Here is a 21,660-nt window from a genome sequence, read left to right as displayed (position 1 = left end):
TCCCTTCACAACCTTTTACTCTTAATTAAAAAGACTGTCTATCAGCGATTTTTCTACAAAAATATTGAAGTAGAAAAATCGCTGATAGATACTTTGACGACTCTAGCAACTCATACCACCCAGATATTTTTTTAAAAGCTTTGGTATATTTTTTCAAAAGATGTTATTTTGTTTTCTCCAAACCCTTCCCTACCGATGACCCACTTCAACGCCATTCCCGACACATTACAATTACTTATTGTAGAAGACCACTTTGCCACTTCCAACGGTATCGGTCTTTCACTTAGCCAAAATAAAGGCATCGAAGTCATTGCCCAGCGTGATACTGTAGAAGAAGCTTTACTGTTTATCAATAAGTATGCTGTCGATATAGTCATCACAGATTTACATCTTGCTAGTCAAAAAACGGGCATCGAACTCGCCATCAAACTCAAACAAATCAAGCCTAGCATCAAAATAGTTGTTTATACTTTTGACGAAAACCCCACTCTCATCAACGATGCCATAGCTGCCGGAGTAGATGGCTATATTTTTAAAAGCGACGATGAAGAAGTATTCTTGATTGGAATCAGAGAAGTAATGCGGGGCAAAAAGTTTTTTAGTTCGAGCATACCTCAACTCTTACTCAACTTAGAGCGCCATACCCTTCTTCCCCAAGACGAAGAGATAAATCCCGAATCATTCAACCTTACCAAAAAAGAAAAAGAAATCATGGTATTGATTGCTCAGTTAAATTCCAGTGCCACTATCATGAAAAAACTAAACATAGCTCCTACTACTCTTACCACACACAAGCAGAATATCTATCGCAAAATCAACCTTGAAGGCGATGCTGGTATTACTTTTTTTGCGTATAAATATGGTCTTGTGGATATGAGTGAAGTAGGTTCATCTTAATAAGAATCGCCGTACCGCTGTCTTGAGAAGATACAACCTCATAGATACCCCCAATACTCTCTAGCCGACGGCGCAAATTTTGCAACCCTTGTCCTGTAGAGTGAATTATATTTTGAGGTATACCTTTACCATTGTCTCTAATTTGTAATACATAAAAATTGCTTTCGCGGTAAGAAATCAAAGCTGCCTCCGTAGCCTCAGCATGCTTGATGATGTTGGAAGTAATCTCAAAAATAATATAGTACAACTGCTCTTGTACCCGTGGCACTAGCTCTTCTTCTTTACCACCTAGATGCATCAAAAAATGCACATTGGTAGAACTATTCAGCCGCTGCAATAGCTCTTCCAGCACCCATTTAAGGCCTTTTTCTTCAAACTGAGGAGGCCTATAATGATGGGCTATCGTGCGGATTCCTTCCAATATATTTTTGATAATACTCAGCGCATCTTTGAAACGCTCCTCGCTCAAAGTTCCGATATACTCTTTATATAGCTTTTGGATATTTTGGCGCAACATCAGCACCTCATTGGCAAATTGATCATGAAGAAGCATAGCCAACTGCTTACGCTCTTCATCTTGAGCCTGCCAATAGGAGTTTTCGACCATCGTAATCTGTTCTCGCTGAATGTCTTTAATTTGCTGTTTATTCTTCTGCCTTTCCCACTGAATCTGCATACCAAGTCCTACTGAAAGCATGAGATATTCCATGAGAGAACCAAGATTTAGAGAATTCATGGCATAGAAACTTCCAGACGGTAGCAGTCCCGAACGGGTCAATAACAGCACTAATCCTCCTGAATAAAGCATAGTAGCGGCCAAAAAATAATAAAGCCCCGGCTTATACCCTTTTTGCGCTCGCCAACTGACGTAAGAAGCCACAATAATCAATCCCCCTACCAACGCCCCAAAGATGAGGGTTAAGGCATTTTTGGAGATTTCGATCCATCCTCCATAAATACTCAACACAACCCCAATCCATACTATAAATAATACGTTGATGACTTTCATTAGCTTAGGAGTATAGCGAGACAGGTTGAGCATAATGCCATAAAAAGCATAAAAAAGTAAAAGCATGATTAAAAAGAGCGTAAGAAAACCGTTGTTGACCATCCAACGGTTTTCGGGCCAAAAATACCTCACCCCTATACAACTTCCCCGAGTAAGCTCAAAAATGAGATATAATACCAGATACAAAGCCAAATAAAGATACCCAACATACCCAACGCTCTTTCGATTTACAAACCACAAAATGGCATGATAAAGAAGCACAATCAACATCATGCCCATATAAATACCCCAAAACAAATTGTAAACTTCGGCGTATTTTGTAAAAGTATTACCTTCCCAAATAGTTAACGGTATCAGTACTTGTCCCGCAAGTGGTCGCACTCGTAGATATATTTCGTATGATTGAGAAGGCAAGATAGGCAATCCAAACACATAGTTGTGATAGGATAAAGGTCTGCTGTGGCTACCCCGCCAATCTCCCGCTGCTTGATGTACTACTTTACCTTGTCGATTTATTACGTACAAATCCACCTCAGCATAAGCCGAATACCCCACTTCTAAGAGCCAATTTTTGAAAACATCCTCAGAAGTATTCAAGACCGACCATTTGAACCAATAAGAAGAATTAGTAAAACCAAAATTGGCATTGATGGATGAAACCTGACTAAATCCTTTCTCTTGCTTATATACTTCTTTAAAAGTTAATGAGTGTTTGGCATCTTCTACATAAAACACTTCTCGTCCCAAGGTGTACTTATTAATACCATTTATTAATGACACTTGACACCAAGCACAATGACCCCACATCACCATACTTAATAAAATAATAGCATAAACAAAACGGAAGGGCATAATTGATAAGAGTTGAAAATGATTGCAAATATCTGTGGGTTTGGGCTGACATACTATCGAAATAACAATCAACACGCACAATTTTACCTAGAATAACTTCGACAAAAAATAGGCATTTATAGAATTTATTCGATTTCAAACGAGGCATTCTTTAGGGAGATTTGCACAAGGAATTCATGATTCCTTACCCAAACCTTTCTGATTGATATTACAGTAAATCCTAAAAAGAAGAATACTGGTAATGGACCAGTTGCTGTAACAAATATGAAGGGTTGCTGCTTGAATTTTGCATAAACCAATCAATATTTTTCAATCATGCCAATCACTTGCAGTAACTGCGGCTTTGACAACTTACCAAGTGCGCATTTATGTATCAAATGCCACACTCCTTTAGAAGATTCGCACTCCCAAAAGCTATCCGGAAAAATGGATGTCAAAAAGACAGAACACTCCACCCCGTCCGGGGCGTCTTCTGCTCCAAATCCTTCAAAAACGATTCCAGGCAAACAAGCGTTTAGATACGAATCTCCTGATTCTGTAATGCCTACGCCCTTACCTGTATCTCCTCCTACAGTTCTGGATGATGGATCACCAATATCACCACCGTCTACGGTGGAAAAAGATATTACAACTATTACCTGTCCTGATGTCGATTGTGGATTTATCAATATTGCCTCCCGTACTACCTGTATTCAATGTCAGCGTGAACTTATCCCTCACAAAAACGCTCCTTCTCTTCCTCAACCCCAAGATTTTACTATGAACAAACCCAAAGTATCCAATTCGTCGGAGGAATCATTCTCCCAAAAGCCTCTCATTGGAGGTACTATTGATCCCTACCGAATGAGAGTGAGCAATACAGAAAAGTGTTATCTACAACGTATCCCCAAAATAGGAGAAACGATTGACATCAGGAGGTCGGAATTTAAACTCTCAAACGACGAAAGTGCTGTCCTCAATCGGGACAACATTGACCCTACCAATCAGAGCATTACTAGCAAAGCACAAGCCGAATTGAGCTACGAGAATGGCAAATGGTTTGTGATAAACCGTAGCGAACAGCAAACCACCTTCATCCAAGTATCCGAAAAAACAGAAATCAAAGATGGGGACATACTACTGCTGGGGGACCGAAAGCTCATCTTTAAAACAGAATCGGAAGAAAAACTTCGCCAGATGAAACAAACCTAGGCTATACGTACAAATAACCGCCCCAGCAATAAAACTTACAACCACCAATGAATGAGATTCTTAACAAAAAATTCACCACTTACCAAACTCCTCACCGGGTTTTACCTAAAATAGGAGAATGGATAGATGATTATCAAATTATTGACTTGTTGGGCGAGGGTACATTTGGCATTGTTTACAAAGTAATCAATCGGAAAGAGGAAGCTTTTGCCCTCAAAATGATTAAACTTTGGGAAATAGCCTATGAGAAAGAGCGTTTGCTTATTTTTCAGCGATTCATGCGAGAATTTGAAATTGGCTATCAAAAATCTCCGCATTTAGTTCAATCTTTTGACTGTGGTAATGTAGAAGGGAATCCTTACTTTACTATGGAACTCTGCCCTAAAGGTGACTTAACTCAATTTACTGGCAGAACCATAGAACCACAAAAAATCAACAAAATAGCGTATCAGACGCTCTGTGGGCTACAAGAACTTCACCAAAGAGGCTTTTTTCACCGTGATCTCAAGCCTAGTAATGTATTAATAGATACCAATGGGAATGCCAAATTAGCCGACTTTGGAATTGCAGGCCATAAAAACTCCCGCATGACGGCCCGCAATATCTTTGGTCATGCCCATCAAATTTTTGGTACGTGGGCTTACATTGCCCCTGAGCAAGCAAACAATAAAACGGCCTTCAAAGCACTCGATGCCGTAGCCGATATTTATTCTTTCGGCGTGATGATGTACGAAATATTTACGGGTCAGTACCCTTTTGCTCCTTTTCAACTCACCAGCGAAAGCGATGTAGTAGAGTATATAAAAAACGCCGCTAAAGGAGATGCCGAAGGTTTGCGTCAGCACTGGAATAAATTACCCAATAATTGGGGCTCAATCATCAAAACCTGCATCGAAGTAGATTACCAACACAAGCGTTATCAATCGATTGGACACATCATCAATGCCTTAGGGTATCAGTCTCTTGATATTCACTACCCCAAGCACGACTCCCTCAAAAATGAACTGATATTACAAATCACTTATGGCGAGGAGATGGGCAAAATCTATAATCTCTCCCAACTCATGGGCAATAGAAGCGAAGGCATACTGACGCTGGGGCGTAAAGATGCCTCTATTAAAAATGATGTGGAGATTGTAGAAGTAAGTACGACTTACATCTCCCGCAAGCATGCTACGCTCGAAAAATGGCAAAACCCTAAACAATGGCTTATCCGAGATGGGCAGTTCTGGGATAGTAAGTGGCAGCTGTCAGTCAACCAAACCTACGTCAATTCCAAATTGGTAGGAGCGAGCGGCATAGTCATTCATCCTGGAGATATCATCACCTTGGGTGACACGATTCTTAGGGTCGCTGTTCGATAAGTTAATAACCAGTTAGTAACTGGTACCTGTACCACCCTTCTCATTCTCTACCTCTACTTTTGACTCATCAAAACCAAACCCAAACCTATGTCAACGACAGTTCCTCAACCCCGCGCAACCGAAAAGTTTTCCAAATCGTTGGGAGGCTCTCTTAAATCCTTGGTAGGTGCTTCTGGTAGAACTTATTTTGTTCTGGAACACAAAACAGCTACCCAAAAATACCGTACTGGTCAAACCACCGAGTTTATCGGTGATTATATAGAGCTGGGACGAGGTAGCAACTTTGCCGTTGGATTTGGCGACGACTGTACAACCGTCAGCAGGCCTCATGCCGCCATTATTCGTAAAGGAGGAGGCTGGGTCATCAAAAGCCTCTCTAAAACCAACCCCACCCTCGTCAACGGCCAATCGCTCAGAGATGAAGTATTGCTCCGCAATGGTGACGATATTCAGCTCTCCTACGAAGGCCCTAGGGTATCTTTTCTGACTCCTCCCAACAACTCGGTAAAGAGCATGGGCATGACTATACGCCTCAAAGCAATGGCCAATGAAGCTATCAAACCTTACAAAACAGCGGTGGCAACTTTGGCAGTACTGTTGGTGGCAGCGGTGAGTGGAGGGTATTACTTCTTCAACAAAGCCAACAATTTTGAAGACCTCTATGCAAGCAGCCAAATTATCAATGAGCAACAAAAACAAGAACTTATCATAAGTAATGAGAAAAGTCAAAAGGCTCAAAAAGAACTTAAAAACACAATTACGTCCTTAGAACGCCGCATTAAAGTAATTTCGGGCTCAACTCCTATCACTCCTCATAACGATTCCAATGATAAACCAGTCACTACCGAAAACCTCCATCTATCGCAGTTATATCCAAACGTTTATTATATCCGAACAAGCAAAATCATAGTTGAAATTGGTGGGACCCAAAAACAGGTCGAATTTGGAGGGTCGGGTACTGGTTTTTTACTAAGCGATGGGCGTTTTGTGACTGCAAGGCACGTGCTAGAGCCTTGGCACTTCATCGCCAATGCGCCCAAAGAATCACAAGAAGAGCTCATAAAGCTCAATATCTTGGCCAACAATGGCGGTAAGATAACTCACTTTTTAGAAGCCTACTCTCCTTCTGGAACTGCGATGCAGATGAGCAGTCAGGATTTCATGCTCAATCAATCGGGCGATGAAACAAAACAAATCACCGCCGACGACGGAACGTCTTTCATTTTACGAATCGCCTCCCTCAACAACGGTACCGACTGGGCCGTCAGTCGTACTTCTCGCAATGGAGGGCTAGACTTCGCACCCAGCCTCTCTGCTTCCCTCTCAGCCTCTACACCTCTATATATTTTGGGCTATTCGTTTGGAATGGGCGTTAACAACCCCAATGACATCAAGCCTCTTTATAATGAGTGTAATGTAGCCAGAGATGGCCTTTCCAACGGCGTAATTTATATCTCTAATCGTGGTTTTGACCAAGGCAATTCGGGCGGGCCAGTGTTTGCTAAAACCAACAATCGCTATGTGGTAGTAGGGATTGTATCAGGTGGCGCAGGAGCGCAAGGGTTAGTCGTTCCTATCACCGCTATCAGATAAGTTCACCCTTAAATCAATCATCACCATGTTACGATGTATTTTTTTGTTGCTGCTCACCTCTTTGGCAGCGCAAGCCCAAAATGAATTGGATTTAGAAAATCTTTTTTCAAATGATAAAAAACTTTTCCGAATGGCCGTGGATAGCTCCATCTGTATCGTGCGGCAAGACTATGTAATGAAAAGCACCCGTGGCAATGAATACGGACGCGCCGGCAAAAGTTACTTTGGACGGCGCTATACGCTGGGAGTCGTAGCTGATCATAAAATATGGGCATTGACCAGTATAGCTACTCCTTGGATAGGCGACAAGGCGTTTGAGCAATACAAAAAGAATGATACCATTCGCCCTCATCTATCTTCTATGGCCTTGCGCCCTATTTTTTCTACTGACTATCAACCAGAGGAAATCTCCCCTATCGAAACCTACGACAGCAGCGGGATCATCAGCTATCGTACAGAAAGCCCCCTTTCGGTCGGTGGTTTTCTCAACACCCAAGAAGGAAATGGATGGCTTGTGGTAGTATCGGCGCGTGACGACCTAAATGTCAATGAAAAAAGTCCCCTTAACGTGGCCGTTTATACCCCAAATCTTAACTTTCAAAACACCGAAAGTGAGACTTTGCTGAAACGTATCTCTCTCAAAGACAATGTAATTGGAGGAATTTACTTTGTAGCCACGATTAAATCAGGCGTAATAAGGTACCATGCCGCAGGTATCCTCAAAAACAAAGGCAATGAGTGGTACATCGTTCGGTTGCCGCAGCCTACGCGCCCAGAAAGTCCTCTTACAGATGAATTGACACCTCTCAAAGGAAAACTGCCCCCGGCTGCCCCGCCTAAAGCTACCGAAACCTCACCACCCTCGCCTACCAACGACATCTCAACCGACAAAGAGCCTGTAAACAAAAAAAGAGAGAGTAAGAAAAAAGAAACAAAACAAAATGGAAACTCCACTCTCCCTCCAAATAACTACTGACATGACGCAAAACGCATTGCAACTACAAATGGTAGCCAAAACCAATGTAGGCAAAGTAAGAGAACACAACGAGGATAATTTTATCGTAACCAGCGATGTAGAGGCCAATTGGGTAGTGCCTGCTCACCCCTATTACAATCCTACAAATGGCTCTATGATGGTAGTAGCCGATGGCATGGGAGGAACCAACGCAGGCGAAATAGCCTCCAAAATCACCATAGATAGTATTTGTGCTTTTTTTCGAGAAAATATCGCCAAAGAGCGCCCCACCTCCGAACGTCTGGTCACAGCTATTCAATACGCTCATCAACAGATTTTGGAATATGCCAGCCTCAATCCCGAAACAGAAGGCATGGGTACTACGGTAGTGATAGCGCATATCCTCAACGACCAACTCTACGTGGCTTGGAGTGGCGACAGCCGTTGTTATCTCCTACGAGAAGGGAAATTGTTGCAACTCACCAAGGATCATTCCTACGTACAAACCCTCTTGGATGAAGGTAAACTCACCAAAACGCAAGCATTTTATCACCCTCAGAGCAACGTCATTCTGCAAAGCCTTGGCGATAGCGAACGCCCCCCTGCCCCTGATATTGTGGTAGAAACCCTCTATCAAGACGATGTAGTAATGCTATGTAGTGATGGCCTTAATTCGATGATTGAAGATCATACCATAGAAAGTATCTTACAAAGCCCAAATAAAGAATTGGCTCTCTGTATTGACAAGCTCATCAAAGCGGCCAACGACGCAGGTGGTAACGACAACATCACTGTAGTAGTAAATCGAGTAGTAAAAGGCCATACTTCTCCATCAAACGACAACGGTGGTAACAACACGCTGCCCAATCCGCGTTTTCAGACCCGCAAAAAAACAAGTACTGCCATGTGGGTAGCGCTGGGTATGACCTTCGCCTCGGTCGGATTGGCGGTGTGGTATTATCCTGAGCTACAAAAAAAATGGGAAACCAAACCAATAAACACTCCCCCACCCTCCCCCGCGAAAAGAACTGATACTGTAGTAACACCTAATGATATACCAGAAGTGCCTATACCTATCAGCCCTGAAAACAAAAAAACAGCTGTTAGAGGCAAAGAACCCCCCACCAGTACAAGTAAACCCTCACCCCCCCCCACTGACACAGAACCCGATGATAATTCTACATCTAATGGTTCTCCTGCTCTAGAACGCACCAAAAATAATGAGAAAGAAGACTCTAATAAACATAAAAACCAAAAATCTGACGACAAATCCAATGACAGTCGCAGACCCACTCCTACTGAAGCTGCCATCATAGATGAGGCGACAAGCCCAAATACGGATAAGAGCCAATCATTGCCTCCAAAAAAATCTAGCAATAAACCCAATCCCAATAACCTACCATGACAATGCTCAAACCTGGCCAACTCTTTGATAAACGCTATGATCTTGTCAAGCTCATAGACAATGGAGGCTTTGCCGATGTATGGGAAGCCCAAGATAAAGAAACGAGAAACCATACGGTGGCTCTCAAAATATATCCAATGCTTGATGTAGAAGGCATCAAAAATATCGAAGAAGAATACGATGTGCAAAAAGACCTTTCGCACTCCAATTTGCTCACGGTTAGGCATTTTGGCAAAGATGAAGAAGGTCGTCCCTATTTAGTAATGCGTTATTGTTCGGGAGGTAATGCTGCTTCTAGCAAATATCTAGGCAAATATACCGAACTCGAAATCGCCAAGGTAATGCAAAATGTAGGTGCGGCGCTGGCTTACTTACACAAAGAAAAGTTGGTTCACCAAGACATCAAGCCCAACAATATCCTGATTGATTTGCGAGATGGTGAAGAATATATCTTTTTGGCTGATTTGGGGTTAAGTCTCAAACTACGCGCTACTATTCGGAAATTTACGGAGGCCAAAAAATCCAATACTAATTCTATCCAATCTGGAATGACCCCGCCCCCCTACCGCGCAGCAGAGTTGTGGGGAAAAGACAACGTCAATAAACCTCCTATCAAAGCCACTGATATTTGGGCTTTGGGAGCTACACTCTTCGAACTCATCACTGGAGATGTCCCCTTTGGGGAGTTTGGAGGACTAAACCAGCTTAGCGACCCTACTCCGCCCAACTTACCGACAGATTTTAAATGTAGCAATGACCTCAACGAAATCATCAAACGTTGTTTGGCAAAAGACCCTTGGGATCGTCCTAAGGCCACCGAACTGGTACAATGGGCTACTAACTTTATCGAAACAGGCCAATGGAGCATTCATGAAAAGCCCATCGTTCCTCCCCCCATTACCCCCGAGCCTATTCCTACTCTTATCCCTTCTCAACCTTTCCAAGCGAAGGAGTGGGTCAAATGGGCGGCTATTATTGGTTTAGGAATGTTAGGAGCTTATGGAGTTGATACATTTTGGCTTGAGAAGCAAACACCACCAGAGGAAGTTATAGAAAACCAACTACCCGAAGAAAAGGAGAATAAATATTCTGATAAAAACCAAACGCTAACGCCTCTACCAAAAGATACTACTAAAGTGGATGAAAATAAAGATGCCGCTTTTGTGACAGCAGATTTATCTGCAAAAAAAGGAGAAACCGTGGCTCCTCCTCCCCCGAAACCTGCTTCCTCAGCCCCCCAAGTAGATAATCCCCCTCAAAATGCCAACATTCGCATCACCTCTATAAAACGCACCCCCAACGCCCTGACTGTCAATTTTTTAATGACTCGCACCAAAGATATGACCGACAACTCCTCCTACGCCATATATGGTACCGAAAACCCTCAGTACGCTTTTTATGTGAGAGATGCCGCAAGAAATATCTACAAATTAAAAAGCTTAGAGGGAGGCACCAATGGTCAATCGGTCAGTTGGGGAAGCCGCAAAAACCACGCATTTACCGCCACATTTGAGCCCATACCTAGCCATATCAGAATAGTGGATATCCGAGAAGCCGAAGAGCGTATTCCGGGACAATCCTACTGGAATTTTGGAGGCGTACATTTACCATAAACCATCTATCTCTCATTACCATGCGACATCTACTTTTGGGGCTTTTGCTACTACTAGGTAGTGGCTTAGCTTTCGGTCAAAGAAAATTCAGTTCGATGACTCCAATGATTACATTGCTGGATACTAAAACAAAAGCATTGGAAAAAAAAGACCGCTACGTAGTCAAATCGCTGCTTGATGTACTACAACGCGACATGAGTGACGCCCGCAATAGCACGACTCATTTCTTTTCCAAAAGCGAGTTATCCAACATTATTGTTTTAGGGGATCCTGAAAAAATATCGGCTTTACAACTACGGTTGTACCAACTCAAAAACGACACTTGGTCTTTTGTACGCACATATAGTGGCAATTCAGAAATCAATACAGCTTTTTCCGCGGCTGAATCTGCTTTTTATAAGCTCGAAGTAATGGCCACTTTCCGTACGGGTCAAAACTATACTCATTTCGGCCTTCTCATTGATCAAGAACAATAACCCTAAACCACCATAAAGATGAAATTCCCCGTTCTTTTTTTCTTGCTCGCAGTAGCTACGAGTAGCTGGGGGCAAAAAAACTCAATGAATACTATGAACTCACTTGCCTTGAGTCTTTCCAAAGAATTGGACGGTCCATCAAGTGCCGATTTGATACGCTATGAGTCTGGCTTTATGACCGAACGCTCCGAATCCATTTATGATGTTTTGTATCGACCTTTCAAGGCCAACACGCACTATGTGATTATTGCGTATGCAGATGCACGTATTGAAGATTTTACATTGCATCTCCAAAAGCAAAAACCCGACGGACAGTGGGAAACCCTCAAAAGTGTGAATGAAAACAAACGCAAAAAAATTTCCAATGACCCTACCAATGAACTGGGAGACTACGAAATACTGAAAGATTTTACCGTAGCATCAGACAGCGAATATCGATTGGTATTGATAAGCGACAAAAAAAATAGCCGCTCAGGAAGGTATAGTGTACTGATTTATGCTAAGGAAGGAGAGAGTACGACCACGTCCTCCACTAATAATACTTCTAGCAACTCTACTTCCAATGTAGATTTTAAACAAAAAATAGAAGCTACGGGGCTCTCCTATAAAGTCACCGAAAAAGGAGATTATCATTTGACGGTAAAGAGAGACGATGGCCGAACACAATTGATAATCATAACCGGAAAAACCCAAACTTATAAAGACATGGAACTGCTTGATATTTGGTCGCCTATCAAAAAAATCACTTCTAAAAGCGACCTAGGTTTTGCCAATGGGCTATTCCTCTTGGAGCGTAACGAGAATCTCAAGTTTGGTGCTTGGCAAATTGCCGGCGAAAAATCTCCCTACTTAGTCAATATTTCGATCACGACTTCTACTTCTATCGCTTCGCACGATTTGAAAAAAATAATAGAATTTCTAGCTGAAGAAGCTGATTTACGGGAAAAAGAACTCACCCAAAAAGACGACTACTAACCCTCTAAAATTAACTTTCGCATGAAAAAAGTATTGTTTTTTTTGCTCATAACGTACACTAGCTATGGGCAAATAGGCGGTAGTCCTGCCGTAGAGTGTGACCCTTTTGTCAAAAAAGAACTTGATACACAAGGGATTGAATACAGCATCACCAAAAATGGCGACTTCAAAATTGTGAGGAAGGTGGACAATGACCGCATCCAAGCCGTATATATCCAATCCAAGCCTATGAGCTATAAGGGGATTGAAGTGCGAGAAATCTGGTCTTATGCACGCATTTATGACACCAAATCAGACCTCAAAGAAAGTGATATCTACATGGCATTGAGCAAAAATGCTACCTACAAGTTTGGTGCATGGCAAATAGGGAAAGATAATACGAATGCCTACTTCCTGAATTTTTCGGTAAGAACCGCCAGCGATGCCAAAGGCACTACCCTCAAAGACATCATTGATGTAGTAGCTATGCGTGGCGACGAAATCGAAAAAGAACTCACCAACTCTGATAAATACTAAATTTTTAACCATTTAATAAGACCAAACAATTATGCAATCCAAATTCACTCCCATTGCTAAAATTCTATTTGGCATCACCCTTGGGGTCGGCCTATTTTTTGGCGGCAAATATCTCTTTGGCAAAAAGTCTCCCTCTGTGGTGGTAGACCCCTCAGCTAACGTAGTAGAGCCTGCGCCTTCCTCTGGTTTTAGTTATGCCCCCCCCGAACCCATCAACGGTACCCTAAAAGGTGTTGTCGAGCTAGGTGCTTCTGGATTTAACTCTTTCATAGTCAATGTAGATGCCAACAAAAACTGGAAGTTACAAAAAGCGGATTTTGGTAATAGCTTGGTTCTTGAAAATATGGCCACTGATACCGACATCCGCGACGGTCTGAAAAAATACATCAGCACGATGCTTGATTTTGGGGTACAAGCTGCTCAAATTCACTTTGTAGTAAGTTCGGGAGCAGCCAAAGAAGCTGTCACTCAGAAGATTATAGACGGTCTAAAAAACTTAAAATACGTAGTCAATATCGTAACCCCCGAACAGGAAGGAGCCTTAGCCTTGGCTTGTGTATTGCCCAAAGCCTACGAAAATGAAGCATTTGTAGTAGACATGGGGTCAAGTAATACTAAAGTTTCTTGGAAAAAAGACAACAACATAAATGCTTTTGAAACCTATGGGTCAAAGTATTTTCAAGATAAAACTGACGACGGCAAAGTCTATCAGGAAGTAAAGGACAAATGCGGTGCCATCCCTACCTTCAACCGTAAAACTTGTTTTATCATCGGAGGTGTTCCGTTTAAACTAGCAAAAAAAATCCGTCAAAACAACGAGCGTTTTACGGTCTTAAATACCCCCGATAAATATACCCTTGAAGAGGCTAAAGACAAAGCGGGACTCAACCTCTACAAAGCTATCAAAGATGCTACGAATACCCCCCAATTTGTCTTTGATTGGGACGCCAATTTTTCAATAGGTTATTTGCTAAGCCTTAAATAATTTCTAAAAAACTATGAAAAACTTTTCTGTTCCTGTGATTGTGATAGCACTGCTGGCTTACGCCAGTAGTGCCTATGCAGCAAAGCCTATCTTCTTCTCTTTTGGTGGAGAAACTATCGCTAAAATCGCTGATTTTCCCGATACGCCCGAATTTCAAAATCAAGAAGGGCATTATGTAGATGCTGGTATGAGATACAAACAAATCTCGATTTTCTTTATTCCTGTTTGGAACTATGACCAAGAATGGTGTGGCTACGTTTCTGATAAAATGTACATTGACCTTTCAAAAGAAAAACTAGACGAATTAGCCACTGCTGCCCATATTTCTCTTCCCTCCGAGTTTCAAGTTTCGTTTTGGGATAAAATAGGCGGTAAGCTCCTATTAGTAGCACTAATAATAGCCTATTTTCTATATCTCAAAACACAATCTAAAGATGTAAAGGCCTCTTAAAAATAAGGATTTTGGAGACCCTTAAAGTAGAGATTGGAAGCTAATCTTCAAATAAAAACCGTTGATTGCCAAACACAACAATATCCCCTTTTTTGATTTTAATAGGGCCATTTACTTGAATAAAAGTAGTCCGCAATTGGCTTTCATTTACTAGTACCCACTCTCCATTTTCTAGTCTTATTTCTGCCTGTATCTTACTAGTAATGGTAGCGTTCGTTTTGTCGAGATTACCGCGATTGAGTTGTATTTTATTCCCTTTAAAAACCAAAGCCGATTTACCTTCGGCTATCGAATCTTCGGTAGATTTTAGAGGGGTTAAAGAAAAAGAAGATGCTTTTTGAAAAACCGGAACGGTACCATTACTTAAGGGCTTTGGGGCATATCCGAAAGGAGGTATAGTACCGTCTTGTTTTTCTATTTGGAAATCATTGACGAGAAATTCGCTTCGCTCTTTTTCAATATACAGATAGCATATTTGTATAAAACTATCTTTATAGCCCTGCGATGTTTCGTTTTGTCCCTCAAAAATAAGTTTACGTAATACGGAGCCTGAAAGAGAATTAATATGCTTACGCAAAAAGAGTTTTTGTTCGGTCTCCGTTGCTCCTATCTGTCTTTTTAGGCTATTTTGAAGTGCTTTATTTTGGATTAAAGCTAAGTACCTCACCAGCTTTTCATGTTGATTTACTTCTTCTTGCATTACTTCACAGATGTGCTCGTAATGCTTTAAGGTCCCTGTGAGCCGTTGGCAATAGCTATCAAATTCATAGCCAAACGTGTCACAATAACGAGTTAATATTTGGGCTCTCAAAAAAAGGATTTCGGGTTGGTAAATTGTCAAGTTTGCCATATAATCAATAAGGTATAATTGAATAAAAATAAGTTTCTCTTTGCTCCGTTTGGATGGTCCGTTTATCTCCAAAATCATTTCTTCTAAGGCTTTCAGTTAGCAACTAGTTAGCAACCAGTTGTTACTCCAACAGTTTTTAAGTAAGCCGCTACTTTTGAATCGTCAATTCAATGACCAACTAATACGGCCTTGCCGAAAACCGTAATTTCAAGAGTAGGCGTTCATCCTTAATTGACCTAAAATCATGAAAAAGCTCACTTTTTTACTGTTAGTAGCACTATTGCCTGTGATTGCCAGAGCGCAAGATGTTTATGAAATCACCTTTACGGCGGGTATCACTCGCTACCGTGCCGCACTCGTACTATGGAGCAACGCGGCCAAATGCGAGTACGCTATTATGCCAACAATCAAACAAACTTGATTGAGCAAACCATCCGCTTAGAAAATACGCAGTATGGCTACCGCCTTACTGGCTACAACGCCCGCTACGCAGATACCCAGCGACGCCATCCTAACTATCAGCCCGACAATTTTTACCTCTCACAAGATGACTATGGCAATTTGACCTGCCTCAATATAGATGATAAGGGCACTACTTCCCGTTGCTCCATCCGATTAGTACAAGGCTATTCTTCCAAAAATACGGTGTTGAGTAGCTTCAATTGGAGGCTAGATTGAGCTACTATGAGCTTTTGCACCCCGAAATTCGGGGTGCTTACCCCCTCACTACAACACCTTGTTTCAAAGCACATTACACTCCTATTCCTTATTCTCAATCACTAAATATTTCATATAAAACCGTTACGAAGATCTCATTTAAAATTGAACACTTAAATCGAAATTTGTAGGATTTTTCGCCTAACATCTAACTATTTTCTCCTCTTTTTTTCGAGCTAAAAAGAAGGCTTCTCCTTTAATATTCTATTTCAACCCCCGTCTCATTCGTCCAATTTTGTAATGATAATCCAATCATTACATCCATTCAATAGACAGCATTTTTTTATGAAGAAGCTCTTCGTTTTTATTCTCATTTTGATGGCTCAGGAGGTTTGTGAGATGCACGATGCAACTGCCACCAAGGCCTACAATCAGGGTCAAGTATCCTAGTGTTAGACTTTTTAAGCCCTACTTTTTTCATTTTTTCAAACAACTTTTCTTATGAAAACCTCAATACTCATCCTGTTTGCTTGGGTCTTTCTGTTTCAAATTTCAGTATTTGCTCAACAAAAGCCCAAACCCAAAACTCCTGTCAAGAACCCCGCCTCCAACCAGCTTGTGGTGGTTAATTCTGTCAATCATCAACTGGATTGGCTCATTCTAAAAGACAAAACAAAATCGCCCATTGTGGGGCAAGTTGTCGAAATCGGAGCTACTGAAGTGAAATATAGAAAAGGGAATAATCCTCAGGGGCCTATCCTTAGAATTGCTAAATCTAGCTTGCTCAAAATAGAACGTGGAACAGGCTCAATTCCGCCGTCCGAACTTACTTTGGCCGAAGAAATAGATACGACTTGGGGTTCCCAAAAATTGATGCAGACCATCTTAGACTCCCTCCGCAGCCGCCCCAATCTAAAAGGTATGCGCATCAAACTCAAAAATATTAATTTCGAAACTAACTCTGTCCAACTGACCCTCTCAAGCCAAGCTTATTTGGACACTATTGCATTGGTTCTAAACAAAATTCCCGCCCTAGTATTTGAGATTGCAGGGCACACCGACAATACGGGTCAAGAAGCATACAACCTAAAACTATCGCAAGATCGTGCCAGTGCGGTTCAAAATCATCTTATCCTAAAGGGTCAAGTAGCCGCCACTCGCGTAAGCTCCCAAGGGTACGGTTGGTCGCGGCCTATATTACCCAATATTTCAGATGCCAATCGTCGCCAAAACCGCCGCGTCGAAATGGAAATGGTAGGTCTTGACCAAGCTCAAAAAAATGTCATTGTGTTTCGGGATGGGCATTCGGTAGAAGCATTGCTGGTATATCAAGATGAAGCTCGAGGCAGGGTAGTTTATAAGACCGACGAAAATTCGCCCCTGCTAGAAGTTACCCCCGATGAGCTAGCGCGCATTGAATTTGCCGACAAAAATGTAATTGTGTTTAATGAAATAAAAAGAGAAGAAATAGCTCAGATTTATACTCAGCCTCCCGCTCCTAAGCCTCGGAAAGCTTTTGCAGTTTCTGTGTTTGGCGAAGGCCTGTACGTTATTGAATCACTATCACCTCAATGGAGCAATATACAAACAGGAATAGGTATGTTGCAAGGTTTTGGAGGGGGACTAATGTTCAATTTTTATCTTTCAAAAAGGGTAGGATTTACTGTTCAGGGAGGTTATTCTAAATGGATGGTAGAACGCCGCTATGTATCTCCCGCCCCTGAGAAAGAACTACAGTACACTGCCGACGAAACCCTCACACGGATTCCAGTCCAACTAGGCGTTAAGTTATATCCCTTTCACAATGCCTACTTCCATGTTTTCGGAGGTGGTCAGCTGCTCAAACGCGTCACCGCTACTTCAGAACTACACCCCCTAGGCCTTCAAACCCTTTCTACTCAATCTTTCCAGCCTGCTGTAGGAGGCGCGCTAGGGTTTGAGAAATACTTCGGCAGCATGTTTATTGACTTTGCAGCTCAGTATAACCTAGTACTAACCAATAGTTTCCAAGAAATCACCGACCCGCTACACTTTGCGGGCATCAGAATCGGATTAGGGTTTAAACGTAAAGCCATTCAATAAAGATGAAAAACTTCAAACATTCATATCTGTACCCTCTAGCCATTATTTTATTGACTATTGTAGGTAGCTGTACTAGGGTTATCGAAACCGAAGTACCCAAAATTGTGGTCAACCCCAACGACCCAGCAAGTTTTAGTCGTTATTTAATACTTCCCAATGGCGCTACTCGTACCGTAGGCACTCCTCCCTCTCCTACCTCGGGAGGAGCTGGCGGCTTGAGCGTAAGTAATACTAACAATGGTACCGTCGTTTCGAGTAACGGTAGTACCGTAGCTCTTACTTTTAATGTCAATGGGTCTAGCAACAATCAGCCTGCGGGATATTATGTAAGAGTTGTGGGGTCAGATATGTATTATACCATACCTGCCGACCCTTCTAATGCCGATCAGTTCACGCTTCCTCTCGGGATTCCTGGAGCTTCCGAAAATGGCCAATTTTGCGTAGAAGTATGGGTATATGATGCCCAAAATCGGGTCAGTACCCCCGTACAACAATGTGTAGGCGTAGAGCGGCTAGGTACAGGTGCTCTTCAAATCAACCTCGCTTGGAACACCAACAACACTGACATTGACCTACATGTACTAGATCCTAGCGGCACCGAAATTTACTATAATAATGAGACCTCTCGTACAGGTGGTCAACTAGACCGAGATGATACAGACGGCTATGGCCCTGAAAACATCTTTTGGCGACACAATGCCCCCGACGGTGAATATAAGGTATGGGTAGAGTACTATGGTAATTATGGCGGTGGACGCACTCGGTACTTTGTGACGATTACCACACCCTCAGGAGCCAAGTCATTTGAAGGAGTACTCCAACAAGAAGGTGAGCGCCGCGACGTAGTTACCATCCGCAAAAGAGGTGATAGTTATAGTTTTTAGAGTTAAACGCAGTCGTATTCTCTATTTCAGTCTATCCATAACGCATTCATAATGAAAAACATACTTTCCCTTCTTCTCTTCATTTCTTGCTTGTTTTGGCCTTTTGCCTGTAAGCGAGTTGGCACTATTGAACTCCAACCCGCAGTAGCCCAAGGTGATGTAGCCGGACGGGTAATTCTGCCTACAGGAACAAATTGGAAAGCCGACGAACTTACCATATTATCAGGTTTTGACGCACATACCGTACAAGGGAGCACCTTTACAATGTCGTCTATTGATACCACTTCCTATAAACTTATCCTTGCGACTCGCGCCAATGGCTCAGTAGCGTTGGTAGCACCCTACCTAGCCGGAAATTCATCTATTGAGATGAGTACCGCCTCCACCGCTCTTAGTTTGCTTCTTCTTCATCCCGTTATGGCTAGTCTGAATGAACACGCTAAAAAAGCCTTGGCCGCAGCTTTCCAAAAACATGCTTCTTTTCCTGATTTAGTAAAGGAAATCGAAAAAAGCACCAAAGAAGGCAAAGACCTGCTTGAAGACAACAATGTCAACATTATGACTTTGCTAAACGTTATTCAAAATTCAAAATTGAAATTTGGGGGACGTAGAGGAGGCACGCAAGGGATTATTGGAAACGAACCCGTCATCAAACTTACTACCACCAATCCCCGTTCTATTTCTATTAAAAACGAGCGTTCGTTTCTTCCTTATATAGCTCGTATTTATGATTCCAACAATCAGCTACTGTCCAATGGTGTCCTAGATTTAGGAGATGTTAGCTTTGGCTATACCTCAGCGGCTGATTTGGCTATAGATGCTTGGAACTTGGCCAAAGAATCTTCTTCCAATTTTGATGGTTGCCTCGAAGACTTCTACAACAGTCGTTCAGGAACTCCTCCTACAACGGCCTGTGGGGCACTTGATTTTTTCAAATTACAATACCCCACTGTTCAAAATTACACCTTCCAATCCCAAGGAAAATATACCGTAAAAGTAACTAATGCTTTTAGTGCGCAATCACCCACCGATCCTGAGGTCGAAAAGTTTTTAGGCAAACTCGTCCTCAATGCGGTTGGGGTAGTTAACAAAGGTTTTCAAGATTACTTAACCAATGCCAACTGCATTCAACATTTGGTAGTACAACTCATCAATACAGGGACTTGGGAGGGGATCAAGCTGCATTTTTCTCAATACAATGAAGCCTCTATGGGTTCTACTTTATTGACTATTATCAAAACCATCAACGAGCGGATTGATGACCTTGAGTGTTTTAGTACCAACACCACCTCTAAATCTGGTTTAACATACCTGTGGAATTCTTTCAAACTTCTTCTCAAATTTGCAGACCTTCCAGGAAGGTTTGGTGCAGGCGCAAACTTATTATTTACGGGCAAAGCCATTCTCTATGACAAATACTCCTACGACTACTGTGTAGAGGTAAACTCCGTAGGTATTTCCCTATGTGGCGAAGACCCCGAGACACCTATTGCCGATGCCACAGAGCCTGTTTCTACCGCTATCAGCACTGGTGACCCTCACCTTACTACACCCGATAAACTTACTTATAGCTTTATGGGAGTAGGGGAATTTATTGCCGTCAAATCTACTACTGATAGGTTTGAGATTCAAGCTAGGCAAGAGGAGGTTAAGTCTAAGAACAGCAATGGACAAGTCTCATTCAACACTGGCATCGCCATACATACTGGCCACGATGAAGTATGTATGTATCCTCCCAACCATGTGTTTGTGAATAAACAAGCAATCGGCTTCAATTTTGAAACCTATCCACTGAGCAACGGCGGCTCTATCACTCGAAAAGGAAGCTATTTATATGTACGAAATGGCAATGACGATTTGGTGGAAGTTCGCCTATTCAATCTTGATTTAGATTATTATGTAACGCTCAACCCTAATCGCCAAAGTAAGGTGAGAGGTATTTTGGGAAATTATGACAAAAATCCCAGCAACGACCTATTTTTTAATAATGGCCAACCCGTCGCCAATACCTACCAGACACTCTATCCCGCCTATGCTGATAGTTGGCGTATCAAGCAATCTGAATCACTGTTTGTATATGATCCAGGAAAAAATACTGACAGCTATACCGACCGTGCTTTTCCACGCAGTCCTGTATCTATTACAACTACCCAACGAGCCAATGCAGAAGCCGTGTGCCGTCAGAATGGTATTACGGATCCTGTATTGCTTCAAAACTGTATCATGGATGTAGCCCTTACAGGCGACAATCAATATGCTCAAAGAGCTTCTGCTCATCAGAATGCTACCCATGAGTTACGAAGTATATCTATTGCCAATTTTGGAACTAAACAACAGCAGTTTTTCTTTAAAAATGCCACCAACTCAAACCCTGTTAGTACAAGTGAAGTGCGGGTCGTGGGCAATACTATCGAAATCAATGCAGGTTTAGGGGGTATTTATGCCATCTATACCGAACCTATTAAACTAATCACTGGCTTCGAAACCACTTACCGATTTACAGGCGGTGGTTCTCCTTTTGGGTTTGTAATCAGCAATCGCCTCAATGCTGACACTCAAACAGGACGTCTTGTTTTTTCGTTACAGGGCAACAACGTAAGCGCTTCTACCCTCAACCCTTCCTTGTTTGTCAAGTCAGTACTTATTTCAAAGACTTTTCCGAATGTTGCAGCGACTCAAGAGCGCACTGTCAAAGTCAAAGAATCCACACGCACGAATGGAAGTCATATTGTAGAAATATTTGTGGATAATCTCTCAGATCCCGTCTATGTAGCCGAACTAGGCTCTTCTTCCCAAAACTACCTCGGTTTTGAGAGTTGTTACGTCGGATTTTTGAATGTCAATGGAAAAGTCGCCCTTAAAAATTGGGTATTCAAAGCCCTCTAACCAACCGTCATTTAATCTC

19 protein-coding genes are annotated in these 21,660 nt (G+C 42.1%); 17 read left to right on the top strand and 2 right to left on the bottom strand.

The genetic code is table 11. The annotated features are described in order from the left end of the window. Nucleotides 1–195 precede the first annotated feature (195 nt). Complete coding sequence (locus P1X15_RS06655) at nucleotides 196–897, top strand: response regulator transcription factor (protein ID WP_277337367.1); 702 nt, start codon at nucleotides 196–198, stop codon at nucleotides 895–897. On the opposite strand, the gene P1X15_RS06650 is transcribed toward P1X15_RS06655, so the two are convergent. Further along, entirely contained in the window at nucleotides 839–2,758 is a 1,920-nt protein-coding gene (locus tag P1X15_RS06650; protein ID WP_277337366.1) for a 7TM-DISM domain-containing protein, read from the bottom strand. The two genes, P1X15_RS06655 and P1X15_RS06650, sit on opposite strands and share 59 nt — an antisense overlap. Nucleotides 2,759–3,073: 315 nt before the next feature. On the opposite strand from P1X15_RS06650, the gene P1X15_RS06645 reads away from it, so the two are divergent. From P1X15_RS06645 to P1X15_RS06595, 11 genes are all read left to right on the top strand, one after another. Further along, nucleotides 3,074–3,949 (top strand): hypothetical protein, encoded by an 876-nt coding sequence (locus P1X15_RS06645; protein WP_277337365.1) that lies wholly within the window; start codon nucleotides 3,074–3,076, stop codon nucleotides 3,947–3,949. A gap of 47 nt (nucleotides 3,950–3,996) precedes the next feature. After that, entirely contained in the window at nucleotides 3,997–5,313 is a 1,317-nt protein-coding gene (locus P1X15_RS06640; protein ID WP_277337364.1) for an FHA domain-containing serine/threonine-protein kinase, read from the top strand. 87 nt (nucleotides 5,314–5,400) lie between these two features. Further along, the gene (locus P1X15_RS06635; protein WP_277337363.1) at nucleotides 5,401–6,906 is read left to right on the top strand and encodes an FHA domain-containing protein; all 1,506 of its coding nucleotides are present in this window, start codon (nucleotides 5,401–5,403) and stop codon (nucleotides 6,904–6,906) included. A 25-nt stretch (nucleotides 6,907–6,931) separates the two neighbouring features. Next, nucleotides 6,932–7,882, top strand: a complete 951-nt coding sequence (locus P1X15_RS06630; RefSeq protein WP_277337362.1) for a hypothetical protein — start codon at nucleotides 6,932–6,934, stop codon at nucleotides 7,880–7,882. After that, nucleotides 7,848–9,266, top strand: coding sequence for a Stp1/IreP family PP2C-type Ser/Thr phosphatase (locus P1X15_RS06625; RefSeq protein WP_277337361.1), 1,419 nt, complete (start codon nucleotides 7,848–7,850; stop codon nucleotides 9,264–9,266). Before P1X15_RS06630 ends, P1X15_RS06625 begins: the two co-directional genes overlap by 35 nt. Nucleotides 9,267–9,268: 2 nt before the next feature. After that, on the top strand, nucleotides 9,269–10,879 hold the full coding sequence (locus P1X15_RS06620) for a serine/threonine-protein kinase (RefSeq protein WP_277337360.1): 1,611 nt from the start codon (nucleotides 9,269–9,271) through the stop codon (nucleotides 10,877–10,879). Between the two features lie 20 nt (nucleotides 10,880–10,899). Further along, the gene (locus P1X15_RS06615; protein WP_277337359.1) at nucleotides 10,900–11,355 is read left to right on the top strand and encodes a hypothetical protein; all 456 of its coding nucleotides are present in this window, start codon (nucleotides 10,900–10,902) and stop codon (nucleotides 11,353–11,355) included. 93 nt (nucleotides 11,356–11,448) lie between these two features. Continuing rightward, nucleotides 11,449–12,330 carry a hypothetical protein gene (locus tag P1X15_RS06610; protein ID WP_277337358.1) on the top strand — a complete coding sequence of 294 codons (882 nt, stop codon included), beginning with the start codon at nucleotides 11,449–11,451 and terminating at the stop codon, nucleotides 12,328–12,330. A gap of 21 nt (nucleotides 12,331–12,351) precedes the next feature. Beyond that, nucleotides 12,352–12,846 carry a hypothetical protein gene (locus P1X15_RS06605; protein WP_277337357.1) on the top strand — a complete coding sequence of 165 codons (495 nt, stop codon included), beginning with the start codon at nucleotides 12,352–12,354 and terminating at the stop codon, nucleotides 12,844–12,846. A 31-nt stretch (nucleotides 12,847–12,877) separates the two neighbouring features. Beyond that, nucleotides 12,878–13,831, top strand: a complete 954-nt coding sequence (locus P1X15_RS06600; RefSeq protein ID WP_277337356.1) for a hypothetical protein — start codon at nucleotides 12,878–12,880, stop codon at nucleotides 13,829–13,831. Nucleotides 13,832–13,844: 13 nt separating this feature from the next. Next, complete coding sequence (locus P1X15_RS06595) at nucleotides 13,845–14,282, top strand: hypothetical protein (protein WP_277337355.1); 438 nt, start codon at nucleotides 13,845–13,847, stop codon at nucleotides 14,280–14,282. A 40-nt stretch (nucleotides 14,283–14,322) separates the two neighbouring features. Here P1X15_RS06595 and P1X15_RS06590 read toward each other — a convergent pair whose 3' ends face one another. Then, the gene (locus P1X15_RS06590; protein WP_277337354.1) at nucleotides 14,323–15,132 is read right to left on the bottom strand and encodes an FHA domain-containing protein; all 810 of its coding nucleotides are present in this window, start codon (nucleotides 15,130–15,132) and stop codon (nucleotides 14,323–14,325) included. Between the two features lie 244 nt (nucleotides 15,133–15,376). Between P1X15_RS06590 and P1X15_RS06585 the strand changes: the two genes are divergently transcribed. From P1X15_RS06585 to P1X15_RS06565, 5 genes are all read left to right on the top strand, one after another. Then, nucleotides 15,377–15,553 carry a hypothetical protein gene (locus P1X15_RS06585; RefSeq protein WP_277337353.1) on the top strand — a complete coding sequence of 59 codons (177 nt, stop codon included), beginning with the start codon at nucleotides 15,377–15,379 and terminating at the stop codon, nucleotides 15,551–15,553. Next, nucleotides 15,514–15,810, top strand: a complete 297-nt coding sequence (locus P1X15_RS06580; RefSeq protein WP_277337352.1) for a hypothetical protein — start codon at nucleotides 15,514–15,516, stop codon at nucleotides 15,808–15,810. Before P1X15_RS06585 ends, P1X15_RS06580 begins: the two co-directional genes overlap by 40 nt. A 480-nt stretch (nucleotides 15,811–16,290) precedes the next feature. Continuing rightward, nucleotides 16,291–17,871 carry an OmpA family protein gene (locus P1X15_RS06575; protein ID WP_277337351.1) on the top strand — a complete coding sequence of 527 codons (1,581 nt, stop codon included), beginning with the start codon at nucleotides 16,291–16,293 and terminating at the stop codon, nucleotides 17,869–17,871. Nucleotides 17,872–17,873: 2 nt separating this feature from the next. Then, nucleotides 17,874–18,755 carry a YfaP family protein gene (locus P1X15_RS06570; RefSeq protein WP_277337350.1) on the top strand — a complete coding sequence of 294 codons (882 nt, stop codon included), beginning with the start codon at nucleotides 17,874–17,876 and terminating at the stop codon, nucleotides 18,753–18,755. A gap of 51 nt (nucleotides 18,756–18,806) precedes the next feature. Further along, complete coding sequence (locus P1X15_RS06565) at nucleotides 18,807–21,641, top strand: VWD domain-containing protein (RefSeq protein WP_277337349.1); 2,835 nt, start codon at nucleotides 18,807–18,809, stop codon at nucleotides 21,639–21,641. Nucleotides 21,642–21,660 lie beyond the last annotated feature (19 nt).

Origin of the sequence: Runella sp. MFBS21, assembly GCF_029433105.1 — a bacterium.
Lineage (GTDB): Bacteria > Bacteroidota > Bacteroidia > Cytophagales > Spirosomataceae > Runella.
The sequence above is the reverse complement of the archived record's forward strand: the minus strand, read 5'-3'. Positions and strand labels throughout refer to the sequence as shown.

Excerpts from the sequence above, each read along its gene's own strand:
- P1X15_RS06655 (WP_277337367.1), top strand. The coding sequence starts at position 196 with ATGACCCACTTCAACGCCATTCCCGACACATTACAATTACTTATTGTA.
- P1X15_RS06650 (WP_277337366.1), bottom strand. The coding sequence starts at position 2,758 with ATGCCCTTCCGTTTTGTTTATGCTATTATTTTATTAAGTATGGTGATG.
- P1X15_RS06645 (WP_277337365.1), top strand. The coding sequence starts at position 3,074 with ATGCCAATCACTTGCAGTAACTGCGGCTTTGACAACTTACCAAGTGCG.
- P1X15_RS06640 (WP_277337364.1), top strand. The coding sequence starts at position 3,997 with ATGAATGAGATTCTTAACAAAAAATTCACCACTTACCAAACTCCTCAC.
- P1X15_RS06635 (WP_277337363.1), top strand. The coding sequence starts at position 5,401 with ATGTCAACGACAGTTCCTCAACCCCGCGCAACCGAAAAGTTTTCCAAA.
- P1X15_RS06630 (WP_277337362.1), top strand. The coding sequence starts at position 6,932 with ATGTTACGATGTATTTTTTTGTTGCTGCTCACCTCTTTGGCAGCGCAA.
- P1X15_RS06625 (WP_277337361.1), top strand. The coding sequence starts at position 7,848 with ATGGAAACTCCACTCTCCCTCCAAATAACTACTGACATGACGCAAAAC.
- P1X15_RS06620 (WP_277337360.1), top strand. The coding sequence starts at position 9,269 with ATGCTCAAACCTGGCCAACTCTTTGATAAACGCTATGATCTTGTCAAG.
- P1X15_RS06615 (WP_277337359.1), top strand. The coding sequence starts at position 10,900 with ATGCGACATCTACTTTTGGGGCTTTTGCTACTACTAGGTAGTGGCTTA.
- P1X15_RS06610 (WP_277337358.1), top strand. The coding sequence starts at position 11,449 with ATGAACTCACTTGCCTTGAGTCTTTCCAAAGAATTGGACGGTCCATCA.
- P1X15_RS06605 (WP_277337357.1), top strand. The coding sequence starts at position 12,352 with ATGAAAAAAGTATTGTTTTTTTTGCTCATAACGTACACTAGCTATGGG.
- P1X15_RS06600 (WP_277337356.1), top strand. The coding sequence starts at position 12,878 with ATGCAATCCAAATTCACTCCCATTGCTAAAATTCTATTTGGCATCACC.
- P1X15_RS06595 (WP_277337355.1), top strand. The coding sequence starts at position 13,845 with ATGAAAAACTTTTCTGTTCCTGTGATTGTGATAGCACTGCTGGCTTAC.
- P1X15_RS06590 (WP_277337354.1), bottom strand. The coding sequence starts at position 15,132 with ATGGCAAACTTGACAATTTACCAACCCGAAATCCTTTTTTTGAGAGCC.
- P1X15_RS06585 (WP_277337353.1), top strand. The coding sequence starts at position 15,377 with ATGAAAAAGCTCACTTTTTTACTGTTAGTAGCACTATTGCCTGTGATT.
- P1X15_RS06580 (WP_277337352.1), top strand. The coding sequence starts at position 15,514 with ATGCGAGTACGCTATTATGCCAACAATCAAACAAACTTGATTGAGCAA.
- P1X15_RS06575 (WP_277337351.1), top strand. The coding sequence starts at position 16,291 with ATGAAAACCTCAATACTCATCCTGTTTGCTTGGGTCTTTCTGTTTCAA.
- P1X15_RS06570 (WP_277337350.1), top strand. The coding sequence starts at position 17,874 with ATGAAAAACTTCAAACATTCATATCTGTACCCTCTAGCCATTATTTTA.
- P1X15_RS06565 (WP_277337349.1), top strand. The coding sequence starts at position 18,807 with ATGAAAAACATACTTTCCCTTCTTCTCTTCATTTCTTGCTTGTTTTGG.